We start from the raw sequence: 17,608 nt of genomic DNA on the forward strand, positions 1-17,608 counted from the left end.
CCTCATGGCGGATCAAGCTTGTCGGGGGTTTCTTTTCCCCGACGGCCCCGCCGGTTTCCTGCACACCCCGAACCTGCGGCGACTGGCCGAACGGTCGACCCGGTTCGCGAACACCTATACCGGCAGCCCGCTTTGCGCGCCGGGGCGGGCCAGCTTCATGTCGGGCCAGTTGCCAAGCCGCACGCGGGTCTATGACAACGCGGCGGAATTCGCGTCCGACATCCCGACCTATGCGCATCACCTGCGCCCGGGCGGGGTACCAACACCTGCCTGTCGGGCAAGATGCATTTCGTCGGCCCCTGACCAGCTGCACGGCTTCGAGGAACGTCTGACCACCGACATCTATCCCGCCGATTTCGGCTGGACCCCGGATTACCGCAAGCCGGGGGAACGGATCGACTGGTGGTACCACAATCTTGGATCCGTCACCGGCGCGGGCGTGGCCGAGATCACCAATCAGCTGGAATATGATGACGAGGTCGCCCATCACGCGACGCGCAAGCTGTACGATCTGGCGCGCGGGGCCGACGACCGGCCGTGGTGCCTGACCGTCAGCTTTACCCACCCTCACGACCCGTTCGTGGCGCGGCGCAAGTACTGGGACCTGTACGACGGCATCCCGGAACTGGAGCCGCCGCGGCCCATCCCCTATGACCAGCAGGATCCGCATTCGCAGCGCCTGATGGATGCGTGCGATTGGCGCGGGCTGGAGATCACCGACGATCATATCCGCCGCGCGCGGCAGGGCTATTTCGCCAATATCAGCTATGTCGATGACAGATCGGCCAGATCCTGGACGTGCTGGAGGCGACACGCCAGCAGGACACGATCATCCTGTTCCTGTCCGACCACGGCGAGATGCTGGGCGAACGCGGGCTGTGGTTCAAGATGAACTTCTTCGACGGCTCGGCCCGGGTGCCGCTGATGATCGCCGCGCCGGGCATGGCGCCGGGACGTGTCGACCAGCCGGTCAGCACCATCGACGTGCTGCCGACGCTGTGCGACCTGGCGGGCCTTCCGATGGACGAGATCGCGCCCTGGACCGATGGCCGGTCGCTGGCGCGAGGGGCGCCGCGCGGTCCGGTGCCGATGGAGTATGCAGCCGAGGGAAAGCATCGCACCCATGGTCGCCCTGCGCGACGGGCGCTGGAAGTAACATCGTCTGCGACGCCGATCCCGAGATGCTGTTCGATCTGGACAGCGACCCGGCAGAGCGCGTGAACCTGGCCGGCGATCCGGCCCATGCGGCGGTGCTGTCCGATCTTCGTGCACAGGCGGCGCAGCGGTGGGACCTGTCGGCCTATGACGCGCAGGTGCGTCATTCGCAGGCCCGCCGCTGGATCGTGTACGAGGCGTTGCGCAACGGGGCCTATTATCCATGGGACCACCAGCCGCTGCAGCGTGCGTCCGAACGCTACATGCGCAATCACATGGACCTGAACGTGCTGGAGGAAAACCAGCGGTTTCCCCGTGGCGAATAGGATCGGGGGCCGGTCACCCGGCCCCCGATCTGCTTACGCGTCGGTTTTGGCGTCGCGCTTTTCCATGAACTGATCGAATTCCGCCTTGTCCTTGGCCTCGCGCAGCTTGGCCAGGAAGTCGATGAATTCGCGATGCTCGTCCTCCAGCCGCTTCAGCGTCTCGGCGCGATAGGCGTCGAAGGCGCTGTTGCCGGTCGACGGCGCGGAATAGCGGGGGGCGGCGGTGCGTTTGCTGCATCCGAACATGCGTTTGCTCCAGATCATGTAGCCCAGAAGGGCCAGGCCCACGGGCCAGACGAAGATGAAACCCAGCACCATGGCGACAAGCCAGGCGGGGCGACCGCGCGCATCCAGCCAGTCGCGACCACGGGCCAGCACATCGGTGATGCGCTGCTGGGTCGTCGCCGGGCGAAGCACGGGGGTTGCGATGGTCATCTGTGGTATCTCCCTATGTTAATGTGAATTACATTTACATAGATGGGCGGCGCGGAGGGTTCCGTCAAGATCGTCGTCCAACAATTCAGTTCTGGATCAGTCCAAGCCCGCGCAGATAGATCAGCGCCCCGCTTTCCAGCATTTCGGACGGCTCGACCGGGCTGCGGCAGCCGGGCTTGCCGCGGCCGAACAGCTCGACCACGCCGTGGCTCAGCGCCCAGATGTGGTTGGCCACCATGCGGGCGGGCGGGCGGCGATCTTCGGGCAGTCGGGCGGCCATCGCCTCGGCCGCGGTCACAAGCACGCCCTGCGCCCGCGCAGAGGCGGCCGCCAGATCGACATTGCCCACGACAGAGATGCCGCTTTCGAACATCGCCATGTAGTAACCGGGCCGTTCGGCGGCAAAGTCCAGATAGGTCTGGCCCATGCGCAGGAACGCGGTCAGCGGCGCGGACGACCGCCGTCGAATGCGGCCTCCAGCCGGGCGGCGAATTCGATGAAGCCTTGGCGCGCGACCTCCTCCAGCAGGTCGTCGCGACCCTTGAAGTGGCGATAGGGGGCGGCAGGGGGACACGCCGGCGCGGCGCGCGGCCTCGGTCAGCGTGAAGGCCTGCGGGCCTGCTCCTGGACCAGGTCGGCGGTCGCTTCGACCAGGGCCTGGCGCAGGTTGCCGTGGTGATAGGACTTGCGGTCGGGGGTGACGGGGCGCGGGCACTACATGCCTTCGCCGAAATAGTCCCCCACAAGCGCTTCCAGCGCGTCCGCCAGGGCCTGCGCCTCGGGGCCGGAGGTGGTCACGCGGATCTGGCTGCCACGCGGGGCGGTCAGCATCAGCAGACCCATGATGCTGTCCCCAGAGACGGCCATGCCGTCCTTTTCGACCCTTGCCTGCGCGTCATGGCGTTCGACTACGTCCACGAACTTGGCGCTGGCCCGCGCGTGCAGGCCCTTGACGTTGATGATCGATAGGTCGCGGGTGATCGCATCGGTCATCGAGGATACCGCCCGCTGTCCAGCGCGGCCTCGGGCGGGACGTTGTAGGAATTGATGTACTTGCGCCCCGCGTCCTTGGCAAAGCCCACCGCAACCGGCACGCTGAGGTGCCGCGACTTGGCCAGCTTGACCAGCATGGGCAGGTTCGCGCCGTAGAGGATGGTGCGGTCCTGCACAGCGCAGGCCGGCAGGGACAGGTTCGAGGGAGACCCGCCGAACAGATCGGTCACCAGGACGACGCCGTCGCCCAGATCGACCGCATCCGCGGCCGCCTTGATCTCGGCGGTCTTGGCCGCGCGGTCGTGATCATCCTCGATCGCGACGGCGGCGATGCCGACCTGCGGACCCACAACATGTTCGACGGCCGAGAGATACTCTCGGGCCAATCCCCCATGCGCCACTATGACAATACCGATCAACGCGCCTCACCAAGCCCAGAAGACTTCCAAAACACCCCAAACCTCATGACGCCTGCCTTTGCGACGCGCGAGCCTCGCCCGCAGGCGATGCGTCCGCACCAGACTGCAGCGTCATGCCCCGACGCTCCAGTTCCCTGTGCCTTATTGACACCGGCCAGCCCGCATCTGCAAGCGCCAGGGCCATCTTTTCCACCAAAGTGACGGAACGATGCTGTCCCCCGGTACAGCCGAAACCGACCGCCAGGTGCGATTTGCCCTCGTCCATATGGGCTGGCAGAAGAAATTCGACCAGATCCCGGGTCCGCTGAAAGAATTCGGCGAATCGCGGATCGGCGGCGACATGCGCCTGTACGCGGTCGTCACGACCGTCCAGCGGTCGCAGGTCGGGATTCCAGTGCGGATTGGCCAGAAACCGACAGTCGAACATCAGGTCCAGGCCCCGAGGCACCCCGCGTTTGTAGCTGAAGGAGTGCAGCGACACGCTGAGCCGCCGGTCGGGGCGCACGTCGAACCACCGCGTCAGCTCGGCCTTGAGGTCATGGGGCGACAGTTCGGTCGTATCGACCAGCACATCGGCCCGCACGCGGATCGGTGCAAGCAGGTCAATCTCGGCCAGGACCCCGGCCATTGGCGCCTCATCGGGGGCCAAGGGATGGCGGCGGCGCGTCTCGCTGTAGCGGCGGACCAGGGTATCGGCGTCGCAGTCCAGATACAGTACCTCAGGCGCATAGCCGGGAAGGCGCGTCAGTCGGTCAATCAGCTCGATCACGTTGAACGCGGGAAAAGTCGCGATTGCGCACGTCCAGCCCCAAGGCCAGCGGCGTCGGACGCGCGGGTCCGTCCAGCAGACGCGGGATCAGCGACAAGGGCAGGTTGTCGATCGCCTCGAAGCCAAGATCCTCCAGCACGTTGATGGCGGTCGATCGCCCTGCCCCGGACGGCCCGGTGACCAGCACCAGCCGTTGGGCCTCGGGTTCGATGGCGTCGTGGTCCATGCGTCCTTCCCTATGGCGTTGCGCGCGCGGTCATGCCAGCCGTCGGCCCAGCATCAGCTGCCGCAATGCAGCGTAAAGATGGGGGCGATAGGGGCCCAGCACAAGCGAAACCCGGACCCCCAGCCAATCTTGATGGCGTACCTGTGGTAACCTGTCCTCTTCGTCGCGTCCAAGGTCGCAGGCCAAGGCCACCGGGACCGGCTTCGACGGCTCTGCCTGAAGGATGCCCACGCCCCGCGCCTCGATGCGTCCCAGCAGCGGCAATGGCGCCTGCGCCATCAGCCGGCCTGCGGACAGGCGCAGGTCGGTGCGGTCATCGGCGACCAGTGTCGCGCCCACTGCCATCAGCTGCAGCGCCAAGGTGGACTTGCCGGATCCGGACGGTCCCAGGATAACAAGGCCACCCCCGTCAAGCGCGACCGTGGTCGCGTGAACCTGCATCATGCGAATCACCTCCTGATCCGATCCTGCCTGAAAACAGGTTAATTTTCCGCCTGTGGCACGGCGTCGCGGCCGCTAAACGGTCCTGATGGCGATAACATTTGATGTTTCCGCTAACTGTTTGCGCTGACTTGTTTCGGGCCGAATCCGCCGTGCTATAGCCCGATGAAACGCTGCACCCCAAGCCACGGAGCTCCCGACATGACCACGCGCGTAAACCCGACCTGCCGACTGGAAGACCAAGGCATCACGGGGCTGGGCCAGGTGCACTACAACCTGCTGGAACCCGCCCTGATGACACAGGCCGTCGCCCGCGGAGAGGGCAAGCTGGGCCTGGGCGGGGCGTTCCTGGTCTCGACCGGCGCGCATACCGGCCGCTCGCCCAAGGACAAGTTCGTCGTTCGCACCCCGTCGGTCGAGAACAGCATCTGGTGGGACAACAACAAGCCGATGGACCCGGCGGCGTTCGATCTGCTGCATGCCGACATGCTTCAGCACATGAAGGGTCGCGACTATTTCGTGCAGGACCTGTTCGGTGGTGCGGATGCCGATAACCGCCTGGACGTGCGCGTGGTGACCGAGCTTGCCTGGCACGGGCTGTTCATCCGCCACCTTCTGCGCCGGCCCCAGGCTGACGAGCTGGCGACCTTCACGCCCGAATTCACCATCATCAACTGCCCCGGCTTCAAGGCCGATCCCGCGCGTCACGGCTGCCGGTCCGAGACGGTGATCGCAATGAACTTCGACAAGAAGCTGATCCTGATCGCCAACACCGCCTATGCGGGCGAGAACAAGAAATCGGTCTTCACGCTGCTGAACTACCTGCTGCCGGAAAAAGGCATCATGCCGATGCACTGCAGCGCCAACCACGCACCGGGCAACCCAGACGACAGCGCGGTCTTCTTCGGCCTGTCGGGCACCGGCAAGACCACCCTGTCGGCCGATCCGTCGCGCGTCCTGATCGGCGACGACGAACATGGCTGGTCCGACACAGGCACCTTCAACTTCGAGGGTGGCTGCTACGCCAAGACGATCAACCTGTCGGCCCAAGCCGAACCTGAGATCCACGCGACCACCAGCCGCTTCGCGACCGTGATCGAGAACATGGTCTTCGACCCCGAGACGCTGGAGTTGGACTTCGAGGACAACTCGATCACCGACAACATGCGCTGCGCCTATCCGCTGGAGGCGATCAGCAACGCGTCCCAGACCAGCCTTGGCGGGCATCCCAAGAACGTCATCATGCTGACCTGCGACGCCCTATGGCGTACTGCCCCCGATCGCGCGGCTGACGCCTGCACAGGCGATGTATCACTTCCTGTCGGGCTTCACCTCCAAGACGCCGGGCACCGAGGTCGGCGTGACCGAGCCGATCCCGACCTTCTCGACCTGCTTCGGTGCGCCGTTCATGCCCCGCCGCCCCGAGGTCTATGGCAAGCTGCTGCAGGAAAAGATCGCCCAGCACGGCGCATCCTGCTGGCTGGTGAACACCGGCTGGACCGGGGGCGCCTTCGGTACGGGCAAGCGCATGCCCATCGCCGCCACCCGCGCCCTGCTGGCCGCCGCCCTGGACGGCAGCCTGAACACGGTGCAGTTCCGCCGCGATCCGAACTTCGGCTTCGACGTGCCGGTCAGCGTCCCCGGGGTCAGCCCTGTCCTTCTGGACCCGCGCCAGACCTGGGCCGACCCGGCCGCCTATGACGCCCAGGCCAAGAAGCTGGTGCAGATGTTCTGCGACAACTTTGCCCAGTATCTTGACGCGATCGACGACGAGATCCGCGCTGCAGCCATCGGCTGAACGACATGACGGCCCCCACGCGGGGCCGTCGCTCTATTCGATCGCGGCGATCGACAGGCCTCGGCTTCGGTACTCATATCCGGCAGGGCTTGTCCTTAACCTTATTGAGACGACCGCTAGCCCAGAGACACCTCGTCCCTTGCAATCGTGCTGTTACCTTTGGTCTCAACCAAACTGGGTCCAACCCGACCCGATCAATTGACGCGGTGATTGTAGCGGCAAGACAGCATGAGCTACGTCCGGTCCCAGCCACGTGACATGGCATCCATTTTGGCGGGCGCGCCTTCCACCCGCGCATCAGCAGCGACATCTTTGACGTAGGAAGCGCGCGGCCAGACTAGTCGCAGCCCCTGCATCCTATTGATGGAACACGATATCGCGGAAAGCGGACAAGTGAATAGGCTTGCCTTACTCACTTTTGACAAATGGAATAGCCCGTACGCGGCATGCTTCGCTGATCGTCATTACAGCGGTTGAGGCACTGCCGACAGGTCCTTGCAGTTGAGAGCGAATTTGGGCGCCCTTCGCAATGAATAGCGGATTCAAAGTTCGTCCCACTTACCCTAAGCAAAGAACTAGGTCTAAGGCGCAAAAGTTAGCATCCGCCTTCCTTTGCATTCGGATGCCGATGCAGAGCACCGGACCGAACCTGCCCCGCCCTCGTGGGGCAGGTTCAAGTGTCGTCGGGCGGCCCTTGGCCGCCCGTCAATCAGGTCACAGTCCCAGGCAGTGGCGCATGATCGCCTTCTGCGCGTGCAGCCGGTTTTCGGCTTCGTCCCAGATGACGGAGGCGGGGCCGTCCATGACGGCACTGGTCACCTCGTCCTCGCGGTGCGCGGGCAGGCAATGCATGAACAGCGCATCCGGCCGCGCCTGCGCCATCAGCGCCTCGTTGATCTGATAGCCGCGCAGCTGATTATGGCGCCGCTCCTTGGCCGATTGCGGGTCGTGCATGCTGACCCAGGTGTCCGTCACGACCAGGTCGGCACCGATGACGGCCCGCGCCGGATCCCGCTCGATCGTGACGGGGCGCCCTTGGGATGCCGCATAGTCGAGGCAGGCCGCTTCGGGATCCAGCGGCGGCGGGCCGGTGAAGGTCAGATCGAAGCCGAACTGCCCTGCCGCGTGGGCAAAGCTTGCGAACACGTTGTTGCCGTCGCCCGACCAGACGACCTTCTTGTCGGCGATGGGGCCGCGATGTTCCTCAAAGGTCATCACGTCGGCCATGATCTGGCATGGATGCGTGCGGTTCGTCAGCCCGTTGATCACCGGAACGGTCGCATGCTCGGCCATCTCAAGCAGCGTCGCCTCCTCAAAGGTCCGGATCATGATCAGGTCGACATAGCGGGACAGCACGCGCGCGGTGTCGGCGATGGTTTCGCCATGACCCAGCTGCATCTCCGAGCCCGACAGGATCATCGTCTGACCGCCCAGCTGGCGCACGCCGACATCGAAGCTGACCCGCGTGCGAGTCGAAGGCTTTTCGAAGATCAGCGCGACCATGCGGCCGGCCAGCGGCTGTTCGTCATCGGGACTGCCCTTGGGGCGGCCGTTGCGAGCGGCCTTCATCGCGTGGGCGCTGTCGATGATGCTGCGCAGGGCGGTGCGGTCGGTGGTGTGGATATCCAGGAAATGGGTCATCGTCTTGGTCTTTCGGCTTTTCTCCAGCAAGCCCCGCCGGACGGGCCGGGTCAAGGGCGGATCGGGCTTTCTGCGCCCTCGCGGGGGTCGCGCCCGACCGGGCCGGAGAAGATGGGTATTTGGGCAAAGAAGAAGGGCGCGTTCGCCTCATCGGAGGCGGGTCATCACGCGGACGGGCCGGCCTTGCGCGTCTAGGCGGTGATCGTCGCCCGCAAAGCCCGCCTTGCGGTAGGCGGCGATGGCGCGCTGATTTCCGGGGGCGGGATCGATCGCCAGGGTCGAAAAGTCCAGCAGCAGCATATCGCCCAGGGCGCGCAGCCATGCGCCGCCCTGCCCAACCCCGTCTGGCCCGAAAAACACGTCCAGCGCCACGGCATCCACCGGCAGCCCCGCAAAATGCGGCGCGGGCCAGTGATGGGCCGGATAGGATTGCGCATAGGCCAGGGCAGTGCCGTCCCGCACCACGATCATCTGCCGCATCACCCGGTGCCCCAGATCGTCGCGGATCAGGGCGATCTGGCGATCGGGGTCGGGCCACCAGGCAGCGACCTCCGGCTGAGCCAGCCATCGGGCCAGCACGGGCAGGTCGTCCCCGGTGACCGGCCTGAAGGCGTAGTCAGCCATCCAGGCTGGCGGCGGCCCTGTCCAGGCGCGCCACGGCCTCAGCGATCTCATCTTCGGTGATGTTCAGCGGCGGCAGCAGGCGCAGGGTGTCATCTGCGGCGGGCACAGTCAGCAGATGCTGGTCATAGGCCGCACGGACCAGATCGGTCGGCGCGACGCGGCATTTCAGGCCCAGCATCAGCCCCTGCCCCCGCACGCCCTCGAAGATCTGCGGATGGGCGGCGACCAGCCCCTCCAGCTTCTGGCGGAACAGGGCGGCCTTGCGGTTGACCTCGGCCAGGAAGGCCGGATCGGCCACGATCTGCATCACGCGCGCGCCGACCGCGCAGGCCAGCGGGTTGCCGCCATAGGTGGAGCCGTGCGTCCCTGCGACCATGCCCGCGGCCGCGCCTTCCGTCGCCAGCACAGCGCCCAGGGGAAAGCCCCCGCCGATGCCCTTGGCGACCATCATGATGTCGGGCGCGATCCCGGCATATTCATGCGCGAACAGACGCCCTGTCCGGCCCATGCCGCATTGCACCTCGTCCAGGACCAGCAGCGCACCGGTCCGGTCGCACAGCTCGCGCAGCCCCTGAAGGCAGGCGTCGGGCAGCGGACGGATGCCGCCCTCGCCCTGCACGGGTTCGACCATGATCGCGGCGGTGCTGTCGGTGACTGCGGCCTTGAGCGCCTCGTGATCGCCGAAGGGCAGCGTCCGGAACCCCGGCATCAGCGGGCCAAAGCCCTTGACCATCTTCTCCGACCCTGCCGCCGCGATGGCCCCGGTCGAGCGCCCGTGGAACGCGCCCGAGAACGTCAGGATCTCGATCCGATCCGGATCACCCGCATGGTCCCAGTGCTTGCGCACCATCTTGATGGCCAGTTCGGCCGCCTCGGTCCCGGAATTGGTGAAGAACACCGTGTCCGCGAAGGTGTGTTCGACCAGCAGGTCGGCCAGACGCTCCTGCTCGGGGATCTGGTACAGGTTCGACACGTGCCAGATCCGGCCCGCCTGTTCGGTCAGCGCGGCGACCAGATCGGGATTGGCATGGCCCAGCACGTTCACCGCGATGCCCGCGCCCAGGTCCAGGTATCGCGTCCCGTCGGCGGTGACGGCCCAGGCGCCTTCGCCGCGTTCGAACGCCAGGGGGGCGCGATTATAGGTCGGCAGGACGTGCGGGATCATGGCAAGGCTCCGGCGATGGAAGGGGAATGGCGGAAACGGCAACAGGGACGCGGGCCCGCGAAGGGGCCGGCATCAGCGTCGCGAACGGGTGGTGCGTCGTTTCGTCATGGCGCGAAGGATGCGCAGCTTTGCCTGTCAAGGCAAGCGCTAATCAGGCCTTCATGCGATAGCCCGACCGCAGCCACCGCCACGCCAGATACAGCACGCCCGCGACGACGCCCGCGCAGATCAGCGCGCCGCGCCAGACGGGCGCATCGCTGACGCCGGTCACGCCATAGCGCGCGCCGTCGATCAGGTAGAAGATCGGGTTCCAGTGCGACAGCGTGCTGAACGGCTGCGGCAGCGCCTGCACCGAATAGAAGGTGCCCGACAGGAACGACAGCGGCGTGATGATGAAATTGGTGATCGCCGCCATCTGGTCGAACTTCTGCGCCATGATCCCCGCCAGGATGCCCAGGCCGCCCAGCATCAGCGCGGCCAGCAGCACGAACAGCGCCGCCCAGCCCGGATGTGCGATGCCGCGCCCGGTGACCAGCACCATGCCGGTCCCGATGACCGTGGCCACCAGCCCGGCGCGCACCACCGACCCGGCCAGATAGCCGGCCAGCAGCTCTCCGGCGGACAGGGGCGGCATCAGCGTGTCGACGATGTTGCCCTGCACCTTGGCCGCGGTGATCGAGCTGGAGGTGTTCGCGAAGGCGTTCTGGATGACCGTCATCATCAGGATGCCCGGCCCCAGGAAGACCAGGTAGGGCAGGCCCATGATCTCTCCGCGTCCCTGGCCAAGGGCCATCGCGAACACGACCACGAACAGGCCCGCCGTCATCAGCGGCGCGAATATCGTCTGCTGCCAGACGGCCATGAAGCGCATGACCTCGCGCCGCGCCAGCGTGCGCAGGCCCAGCCAGTTGACGCGACCAAAGCGGCGCACGCCCATGGCGGGGCTGTCGGAAAGCGGGGGCAGGCCGGGCATTGTGGGCAGGGTCATCTGGCGGTCCTTGAATTTCTGCGCTTCGGCGGCTAAATCTCGGCATCCCGTATGTGACGGGACCAATCGCAGGTTACAAGATGGGGCGGCAGGTCAGACCCGCCCGGAAAGGCTGCCATGTCCTGGACGGATGATCGCGTCGAGACACTGAAACGCATGTGGTCCGAGGGCCAGTCGGCCAGCGCCATCGCCAAGGAACTGGGAGGCGTGACCCGCAACGCGGTGATCGGCAAGGTCCATCGCCTGGGGCTGTCGAACCGCACCGAGGAGCCGGAGGCCGCAGCCCCGGCGCCCGCCCCCGCGCCGGAACCGGTCGCGCGCGAAAAGCCCGCGGCACCCCGCGCGGTCCCGCAGCCAGCGGCGGCACCTCTGCGCCCCGAACCCGCGCCTGAACCCGTGGCGGTCCAGCCCGAGCCGGAACCCGAACCCAGCACGCAGCCGGCCTTCGTGCCGGTTCCCCGCCGCCCGATCGTGCCGGCGGGACAGCCTTTGCCGCCCCAGCCTTCGGCCAACGAGATCTCTCCCGAAGCCTTGGCCTCGGTCCGCGAGGTCGAGAAGCGCGCCAAGAAACTGACCCTGATGGAACTGACCGAGCGGACCTGCAAATGGCCCATCGGCGATCCGGCAACCGACAAGTTCTGGTTCTGCGGCCTGCCGTCGGTTGCGGGAAAACCCTATTGCGAGGCGCATGTCGGCGTCGCGTTCCAGCCGATGTCCTCGCGCCGCGACCGTCGCCGCTGATCGCTTTCGGGCGGGCCGCAAAGGTCCGCCCGGTCCCGACCCGCCCTTGCCATCCCCGTACGCGCGCCTTACTGCGGTCCTGTTATGTGATGATATATCATTTCATGATTCGTCAGATCTATAGAAGGACCGCCCCATGCCCCTCCGCTTGCCCCTCCCTGCCAGTCTGCTGATCGCCGCGACGCTGGTCCTGACCGGGCCTGCGCTGGCCCAGGACAGTGCCGCCCCAGCCGCGCATGACCACTCCCACGACCACGACCACGATCATGATCACGATCACGGCCATGCCCGCAGCCCCGAGGCGCAGGCCATCTATGACGGCTATTTCGACGACGATCAGGTCAAGGAACGCCCCCTGTCCGACTATGCGGGCGACTGGCAGTCGGTCTATCCCCTGCTGCAGGACGGCACCCTGGCGCCGGTCATGGACCGCAAGGCCCAGAAGGGCGACCAGACCGCCGAGGAATACACCGCCTATTACCAGACCGGCTATGCCACCGATACGAACCGCATCACCATTGAGGGTGACGTGGTGACGTTCTACAGCGACGGCACGCAGGTGTCGGGCACCTATGCCGATGACGGGCACGAAATTCTGACCTATGCCCGCGGCAACCGCGGCGTCCGTTTCATCTTTGCCAAGACTGCCGGCGACGCGGGCGCACCCGCCTTCATCCAGTTCAGCGACCATGGGATCGCCCCGGCCCGCGCCGACCACTTCCACCTGTATTGGGGCGACGACCGCGCCGCCCTGCTGGAGGAGGTGACGAACTGGCCCACCTACTATCCCGCCGACATGACCCCCGCCCAGATCGTGGACGAGATGCTGGCCCATTGACAACCTGCGCACGCCCGGTGCGCCGGGCGTGCGCACCGCTTTTCATCACGGCGCAACAGGGCTAGAGATGCGCGACCCCGAAAGGACGCATGCCATGGCCCGCCACCTGATCACCTCTGCCCTGCCCTACATCAACGGCATCAAGCATCTGGGGAACCTCGTCGGTTCACAGCTGCCCGCCGACCTCTATGCCCGCTATCTGCGGGCGCGGGGCCACGAGGTCATGTTCATCTGCGCCACGGACGAACACGGCACCCCCGCCGAACTGGCCGCCGCCAAGACCGGAGAGGCCGTGGCCGACTATTGCGCCCGGATGCATGGCGTCCAGACCGCGCTGGCCGACGGGTTCGGGCTGTCCTTCGATCATTACGGCCGCTCCTCCAGCGACCGCAACCGCGCCCTGACCCAGCATTTCGCGGGCCGCCTGGCCGACCGGGGCTATATCCGCGAGGTCGTCGAGAAGCAGGTCTTCTCCCATGCCGACAACCGCTTCCTGCCGGACCGCTACATCGAGGGCACCTGCCCCAACTGCGGCTATGACAAGGCGCGCGGCGATCAGTGCGAAAACTGCACCAAGCAGCTGGACCCGACAGACCTGATCAACCCGCGCAGCGCGATCTCGGGCAGCACGGACCTGGAGGTGCGCGAGACCAAGCACCTGTACCTGCGCCAGTCCGCGCTGAAGGGCGACATCGCCGCCTGGATCGACGCCAAGACCGACTGGCCGATCCTGACGACCTCGATCGCGCGCAAATGGCTGAACGACGGCGACGGGCTGCAGGACCGCGGCATCACTCGCGACCTTGATTGGGGCGTGCCGGTGAAGCGGGGCGACCAGGACTGGCCGGGGATGGAGGGCAAGGTCTTCTATGTCTGGTTCGACGCGCCCATCGAATATATCGGCGCGACCGCCGAATGGGCCGATGCGGCGGGCGCCGACGATGCCGCATGGCGCCGCTGGTGGCGCCTGGACCAGGGCGCCGAGGACGTGACCTATACCCAGTTCATGGGCAAGGACAACGTGCCCTTCCATACCCTGTCCTTCCCCGCGACCCTGATCGGTTCGGGCGAGCCGTGGAAAGATGGTCGACTATATCAAGTCCTTCAATTACCTGACCTATCAGGGCGGACAGTTCAGCACCTCGCAGGGGCGCGGTGTATTCATGGACCACGCGCTGGAGATCCTGCCGGCGGACTACTGGCGCTGGTGGCTGCTGTCCCACGCCCCCGAATCCGGCGACAGTGAGTTCACCTGGGACAATTTCCAGCAATCCGTGAACAAGGACCTGGCCGACGTGCTGGGCAACTTCGTCAGCCGCATCACCAAGTTCTGCCGCGCCAAGTTCGGCGAGGCCGTTCCCGAAGGCCCGGCCTGGGGCCCTGCCGAACTGGCGCTGATCGACACGCTGACCGCCCGCGTCCGTGCCTATGAGGCGAACATGGAGGCGATGGAGGTCCGCAAGGCTGCCGCCGAGCTGCGCGCCATCTGGGTGTCGGGCAATGAATACCTGCAGTCGGCCGCGCCTTGGACGGTGTTCAAGACCGACCCCGACCAGGCGGCGATGCAGGTGCGCATGGGCCTGAACCTGATCCGCCTTTATGCGGTCCTGTCGCAGCCCTTCATCCCCTTTGCATCGGCCGCGATGCTGCAGGCGATGGACGCGCAGGATGCGGGCTGGCCCGACGACGTGGCGCAGGCCCTGCAGGCGCTGGCCCCCGGCCATGCCTTCACCGTCCCCGAGGTGATGTTCGCCAAGATCAGCGACGAGGACCGAGAGGCCTGGGCCGCCCGCTTCCAGGGCGTCCGCGCCTGACTGTCGCATTCGTGCCACAGGGGCGCAGGGGGCGGGCGCAGGCCTTGTCCCCCGCGCCCACCCGCCGTAAAGGCGACTGAATTACCCAGGTAATCGGCTTTTCCCTCTGGCCACGACCCCAGGCAGCATGTCCCCTCCGACCCCGAGGCCCATGATGCCCAAGACCCCCTCCCTTCGCGCGATATTCCTGTCGCTGACCGCCCTGACCGCGCCGGCATTGGCCCAGGACACGGCCCCCATCATGCTGGACGAGATCGTGATCACCGCGTCCGGGTTCGAACAGAACATCGCCGACGCCCCTGCCAGCATCTCGGTCATTTCCGGAGAGGAGCTGGCGCGGCGCAACATCACCAGCCTGTCGGACGCGCTGCGCGGGGTGCAGGGCGTGGCCACGACGGGCGTCGCCAACGAACAGGACATCACCATCCGCGGCCTGTCCGGCCAGTACACGCTGATCCTGGTCGACGGCAAACGTCAGGGCACGCGCGAATCGCGCACCAACGGCAGCGCCGGGATCGAGCAGAACTGGATTCCCCCCGTCGCCGCCATCGACCGGATCGAGATCGTGCGCGGGCCGATGTCGTCGCTGTACGGATCGGACGCGATGGGCGGCGTGGTCAACGTCATCACCAAGCCGGTCGCCGACCGCTGGACCGGGTCGGTCACGGCCGAGGCCACCCTGCCCCAGGACGGCGACGACGCGTCCTCGCGCCAGCTGTCCTTCTATGGCAGCGGGCCGGTCGTTGCGGACCGGCTGGGCCTGCAGGTCTGGGGACGCCGCCTCGACCGGTCCGAATCGAGGGTCGTCGACGGGCTGCGCGACCGCGAACTGACGGACCTGTCGGCGCGGCTCAGCTGGACGCCCGACCCCGATCACACCGTCCACCTGGAGGGCGGGCGCACCACAATCGAGGATCTGGGACGCGTCGGCCGCACCATCGCGCCCGTCGATTTCCGCGGCACGCCACAGAACGACAGCCTTCAGGACAACACCCGCGACCGCGCCGCCCTGTCCTATGCCGGGCAGTGGGGCAATGTCGCGGCCGACCTGTCGGTCCTGCGCGAGGTGGGCCAGCGCAAGACCGCATCGGGCAATGGCGCGCTGGTCGCAGGCGACCGCGCGCCAGAGGTCACGAACACCGTCTATGACGCGAAATTCACCGCGCCGCTGGAATGGCAGGGCAGCCACACGCTGGTCTTTGGCGGGCAGGTGAACCGCACGGGGCTGCGCGACCAGAACCCCGGCCTGGGCGATGGGCGGACCTATTCCTTTGCGACCTCGCAGCGCGCGGTGTTCCTGGAGGACGAATGGCGCCTGCGCGACGATCTTGCCCTAACCCTTGGGGCGCGGCTGAACGATCATGCCGAATACGGCAGCAACCTGACCCCGCGCGCCTATGCGGTGTGGAACGCGACGCAGGGCCTGACCTTCAAGGGGGGCGTGTCGACGGGGTTCCGCGCGCCGGATCTGCGCTCCGTCGTGCCGGGCTATTTCTACACCACCGAACGGGGCGCAGGCGCGATCGTCTCGAACCCTGCCCTGCAGCCAGAGGAAAGCACCAGCTATGAGCTGGCGGCGCTTTACGATGCGCCGACGTGGCAGGTGGGTGCGACGCTGTTCCGCACCGATTTCGACGACAAGATCGAAAGCGCCCGCACCGACGATCAGGTCGTGATCGGCGGCACCAGCTTCAACCGATGGGAATGGTACAATGTCGGGCGCGCCCGCCTGCAGGGGGTCGAGTTGACCGCGGACTGGGACGCCACACCCGACCTGACGCTGCGCGCAAGCTACAGCTTCACCGACAGCGAACAGCGGACCGGCGATTTCGCGGGCCTGCCGCTGGACCGTACGCCGCGCCATCAGGCCAGCGTGACCGCCGATTGGGTCACCCCCGTCGCGGGGTTGGGGGCCTGGGGGTCGGTGATCTATCACGGCCGGGAAACAGCCGCAGGTGCCCGCATCGGTACCAACGGCCGACCGGTGGCCTTCGACGCGGACGGGACAGCCATCGCCTATGAATACGGATCCTACCTGACGGTGGATCTGGGGGCGGATTACCAACTGACCGACCGGGTCAGCCTGAACGGGGCGATCTACAACCTTCTGGACCGCGACGTCACCATGGCCGCCAACAACACCGAGGGCGAGGGCCGCCGCCTGTGGCTGGGCCTGACCTCGAACTTCTAGGGGGATGCGCCCGGCCGGTGGACTTTCCCCGGTCGGGCGTGTTCAAACGGGGCACCATCCAGCCGGAGAGCCCCATGACCCATTGCATCCTGATCGGAGCCCCCGTGGACGAGGGCCAGCGCCGCCCCGGCTGCCTGATGGGCCCCGCCGCCTATCGCACCGCGGGCCTGGCCGCGACCCTGGCGACCCTAGGCCACACGGTCGAGGATCGCGGCGATGTCACGCCGGACCCGTTGGGCGACCACCGCTGCGCCAACCCCGCCGTCCATCACCTGCCTGAAACGATCGCCTGGACTGGCGCCCTGCGCCAGGCCACCCAGGACGCCCTGCCGCATGGCATGCCGATCATCATGGGGGGCGATCATTCGCTGGCCCTGGGCACCGTCGCAGGGGTCGCTGCGCATGCCGCCGCGCAGGGCCGCGCGCAGTTCGTGATCTGGCTGGACGCGCACAGCGATTTTCACACCGTCGCCACCACCACATCGGGGAACCTGCATGGCACGCCGATGGCCTATGCCAACGGGTTGGACGGTTTCGACCCCTTCCCGCCCTTCCCCGCCCCCATCCCGGGCGAAAACATCTGCATGTTTGGCATCCGCAGTGTGGACCCCGCAGAACTGGCCCTGATGCAGCCCACGGACATCACCGTGAACGACATGCGGGTGCTGGACGAACAGGGCATCGTGGCCCCGCTTCGGGCCTTTCTGGACCGCGTGCGCGCGGCGGACGGCCTGTTGCATGTCAGCCTGGACGTGGATTTCCTTGACCCCTCGATCGCGCCCGCGGTGGGAACCACGGTGCCCGGCGGCGCGACCTTCCGCGAGGCGCATCTGGTGATGGAGCTGCTGCACGAATCGGGGCTGGTCACATCGCTGGACCTGGTCGAGTTGAACCCGTTCCTGGACGAACGGGGCCGGACCGCAAAGCTGATGGTCGATCTGGTCGGCAGCCTGATGGGCCGGAAGGTCTTTGACCGCCCGACCCGCAGCTATGGATAAGGGGCGGACCACCGGCCCGCCCCCTTTCATTCCGATCCCGAACGGC

At 66.7% G+C, this 17,608-nt stretch carries 15 protein-coding genes and 4 pseudogenes; 9 read left to right on the plus strand and 10 right to left on the minus strand.

Going from position 1 to position 17,608, the window contains the following annotated elements:
- From F1642_RS15920 to F1642_RS15930, 3 genes are all read left to right on the plus strand, one after another.
- Positions 1 to 892: sulfatase-like hydrolase/transferase (locus F1642_RS15920; RefSeq protein WP_255522411.1), on the plus strand; the 892-nt coding region annotated here is incomplete at its 5' end.
- A complete protein-coding gene (locus F1642_RS16560) occupies positions 799 to 1,221 on the plus strand; it encodes a sulfatase-like hydrolase/transferase (RefSeq protein ID WP_370582870.1) in 423 nt (140 codons plus the stop codon). The genes F1642_RS15920 and F1642_RS16560, both read left to right, overlap by 94 nt.
- Entirely contained in the window at positions 1,182 to 1,481 is a 300-nt protein-coding gene (locus tag F1642_RS15930; protein ID WP_255522412.1) for a hypothetical protein, read from the plus strand. The genes F1642_RS16560 and F1642_RS15930 overlap by 40 nt, the downstream gene beginning before the upstream one ends.
- A 33-nt stretch (positions 1,482 to 1,514) precedes the next feature.
- On the opposite strand, the gene F1642_RS12050 is transcribed toward F1642_RS15930, so the two are convergent.
- The 6 genes and pseudogenes from F1642_RS12050 to F1642_RS12075 all read right to left on the minus strand — a co-directional run bounded on the left by F1642_RS12050 (position 1,515) and on the right by F1642_RS12075 (position 4,767).
- Entirely contained in the window at positions 1,515 to 1,916 is a 402-nt protein-coding gene (locus F1642_RS12050; protein WP_052714837.1) for a DUF2852 domain-containing protein, read from the minus strand.
- Between the two features lie 85 nt (positions 1,917 to 2,001).
- Positions 2,002 to 2,582 (minus strand): annotated as a pseudogene (locus F1642_RS12055) (TetR/AcrR family transcriptional regulator).
- Positions 2,583 to 2,630: 48 nt separating this feature from the next.
- The gene (locus tag F1642_RS12060) at positions 2,631 to 2,909 is read right to left on the minus strand and encodes an HPr family phosphocarrier protein (protein WP_127897938.1); all 279 of its coding nucleotides are present in this window, start codon (positions 2,907 to 2,909) and stop codon (positions 2,631 to 2,633) included.
- On the minus strand, positions 2,906 to 3,328 hold the full coding sequence (locus tag F1642_RS12065; protein WP_045982754.1) for a PTS sugar transporter subunit IIA: 423 nt from the start codon (positions 3,326 to 3,328) through the stop codon (positions 2,906 to 2,908). The genes F1642_RS12060 and F1642_RS12065 overlap by 4 nt, the downstream gene beginning before the upstream one ends.
- Before the next feature lie 43 nt (positions 3,329 to 3,371).
- Positions 3,372 to 4,323, minus strand: a pseudogene (rapZ, locus tag F1642_RS12070) (RNase adapter RapZ).
- Between the two features lie 30 nt (positions 4,324 to 4,353).
- A complete protein-coding gene (locus F1642_RS12075) occupies positions 4,354 to 4,767 on the minus strand; it encodes an HPr kinase/phosphorylase (protein WP_255522413.1) in 414 nt (137 codons plus the stop codon).
- A gap of 198 nt (positions 4,768 to 4,965) precedes the next feature.
- On the opposite strand from F1642_RS12075, the pseudogene F1642_RS12080 reads away from it, so the two are divergent.
- Positions 4,966 to 6,562, plus strand: a pseudogene (locus F1642_RS12080) (phosphoenolpyruvate carboxykinase).
- Positions 6,563 to 7,276: 714 nt separating this feature from the next.
- On the opposite strand, the gene argF reads toward F1642_RS12080, so the two are convergent.
- From argF to F1642_RS12100, 4 genes are all read right to left on the minus strand, one after another.
- Entirely contained in the window at positions 7,277 to 8,203 is a 927-nt protein-coding gene (gene argF, locus F1642_RS12085; protein WP_046000086.1) for an ornithine carbamoyltransferase, read from the minus strand.
- A 147-nt stretch (positions 8,204 to 8,350) separates the two neighbouring features.
- Entirely contained in the window at positions 8,351 to 8,827 is a 477-nt protein-coding gene (locus tag F1642_RS12090; RefSeq protein ID WP_194886343.1) for a GNAT family N-acetyltransferase, read from the minus strand.
- Positions 8,820 to 9,992, minus strand: coding sequence for an aspartate aminotransferase family protein (locus F1642_RS12095; protein ID WP_194886344.1), 1,173 nt, complete (start codon positions 9,990 to 9,992; stop codon positions 8,820 to 8,822). Before F1642_RS12095 ends, F1642_RS12090 begins: the two co-directional genes overlap by 8 nt.
- Positions 9,993 to 10,143: 151 nt before the next feature.
- The gene (locus F1642_RS12100; protein WP_255522415.1) at positions 10,144 to 10,980 is read right to left on the minus strand and encodes an ABC transporter permease; all 837 of its coding nucleotides are present in this window, start codon (positions 10,978 to 10,980) and stop codon (positions 10,144 to 10,146) included.
- A gap of 117 nt (positions 10,981 to 11,097) precedes the next feature.
- Here F1642_RS12100 and F1642_RS12105 point away from each other — a divergent pair, with 117 nt between their 5' ends.
- The 5 genes and pseudogenes from F1642_RS12105 (at position 11,098) to rocF (ending at position 17,562) form a co-directional block, all read left to right on the plus strand.
- A complete protein-coding gene (locus F1642_RS12105) occupies positions 11,098 to 11,721 on the plus strand; it encodes a GcrA family cell cycle regulator (protein WP_046000083.1) in 624 nt (207 codons plus the stop codon).
- A gap of 136 nt (positions 11,722 to 11,857) precedes the next feature.
- Positions 11,858 to 12,559, plus strand: a complete 702-nt coding sequence (locus tag F1642_RS12110) for a metal-binding protein ZinT (protein ID WP_194886345.1) — start codon at positions 11,858 to 11,860, stop codon at positions 12,557 to 12,559.
- 94 nt (positions 12,560 to 12,653) lie between these two features.
- Positions 12,654 to 14,373 (plus strand): annotated as a pseudogene (gene metG / locus F1642_RS12115) (methionine--tRNA ligase).
- A gap of 154 nt (positions 14,374 to 14,527) precedes the next feature.
- Positions 14,528 to 16,564: a TonB-dependent receptor domain-containing protein gene (locus F1642_RS12120; protein WP_255522416.1), complete on the plus strand. Its 2,037-nt coding sequence runs from the start codon at positions 14,528 to 14,530 to the stop codon at positions 16,562 to 16,564.
- 74 nt (positions 16,565 to 16,638) lie between these two features.
- Positions 16,639 to 17,562 (plus strand): arginase, encoded by a 924-nt coding sequence (gene rocF, locus F1642_RS12125; RefSeq protein WP_046000079.1) that lies wholly within the window; start codon positions 16,639 to 16,641, stop codon positions 17,560 to 17,562.
- Positions 17,563 to 17,608 lie beyond the last annotated feature (46 nt).

The organism is Paracoccus sp. NBH48, assembly GCF_015390265.1.
In the GTDB taxonomy this organism is placed as follows: Bacteria; Pseudomonadota; Alphaproteobacteria; order Rhodobacterales; family Rhodobacteraceae; genus Paracoccus; species Paracoccus marcusii.

What these genes read in the sequence shown, in the direction of transcription:
- F1642_RS15930 (WP_255522412.1), top strand. Translation starts at nt 1,182, where the DNA reads ATGCTGTTCGATCTGGACAGCGACCCGGCAGAGCGCGTGAACCTGGCC.
- F1642_RS12050 (WP_052714837.1), bottom strand. Translation starts at nt 1,916, where the DNA reads ATGACCATCGCAACCCCCGTGCTTCGCCCGGCGACGACCCAGCAGCGC.
- F1642_RS12060 (WP_127897938.1), bottom strand. Translation starts at nt 2,909, where the DNA reads ATGACCGATGCGATCACCCGCGACCTATCGATCATCAACGTCAAGGGC.
- F1642_RS12075 (WP_255522413.1), bottom strand. Translation starts at nt 4,767, where the DNA reads ATGATGCAGGTTCACGCGACCACGGTCGCGCTTGACGGGGGTGGCCTT.
- argF (WP_046000086.1), bottom strand. Translation starts at nt 8,203, where the DNA reads ATGACCCATTTCCTGGATATCCACACCACCGACCGCACCGCCCTGCGC.
- F1642_RS12090 (WP_194886343.1), bottom strand. Translation starts at nt 8,827, where the DNA reads ATGGCTGACTACGCCTTCAGGCCGGTCACCGGGGACGACCTGCCCGTG.
- F1642_RS12095 (WP_194886344.1), bottom strand. Translation starts at nt 9,992, where the DNA reads ATGATCCCGCACGTCCTGCCGACCTATAATCGCGCCCCCCTGGCGTTC.
- F1642_RS12100 (WP_255522415.1), bottom strand. Translation starts at nt 10,980, where the DNA reads ATGACCCTGCCCACAATGCCCGGCCTGCCCCCGCTTTCCGACAGCCCC.
- F1642_RS12105 (WP_046000083.1), top strand. Translation starts at nt 11,098, where the DNA reads ATGTCCTGGACGGATGATCGCGTCGAGACACTGAAACGCATGTGGTCC.
- F1642_RS12110 (WP_194886345.1), top strand. Translation starts at nt 11,858, where the DNA reads ATGCCCCTCCGCTTGCCCCTCCCTGCCAGTCTGCTGATCGCCGCGACG.
- F1642_RS12120 (WP_255522416.1), top strand. Translation starts at nt 14,528, where the DNA reads ATGCCCAAGACCCCCTCCCTTCGCGCGATATTCCTGTCGCTGACCGCC.
- rocF (WP_046000079.1), top strand. Translation starts at nt 16,639, where the DNA reads ATGACCCATTGCATCCTGATCGGAGCCCCCGTGGACGAGGGCCAGCGC.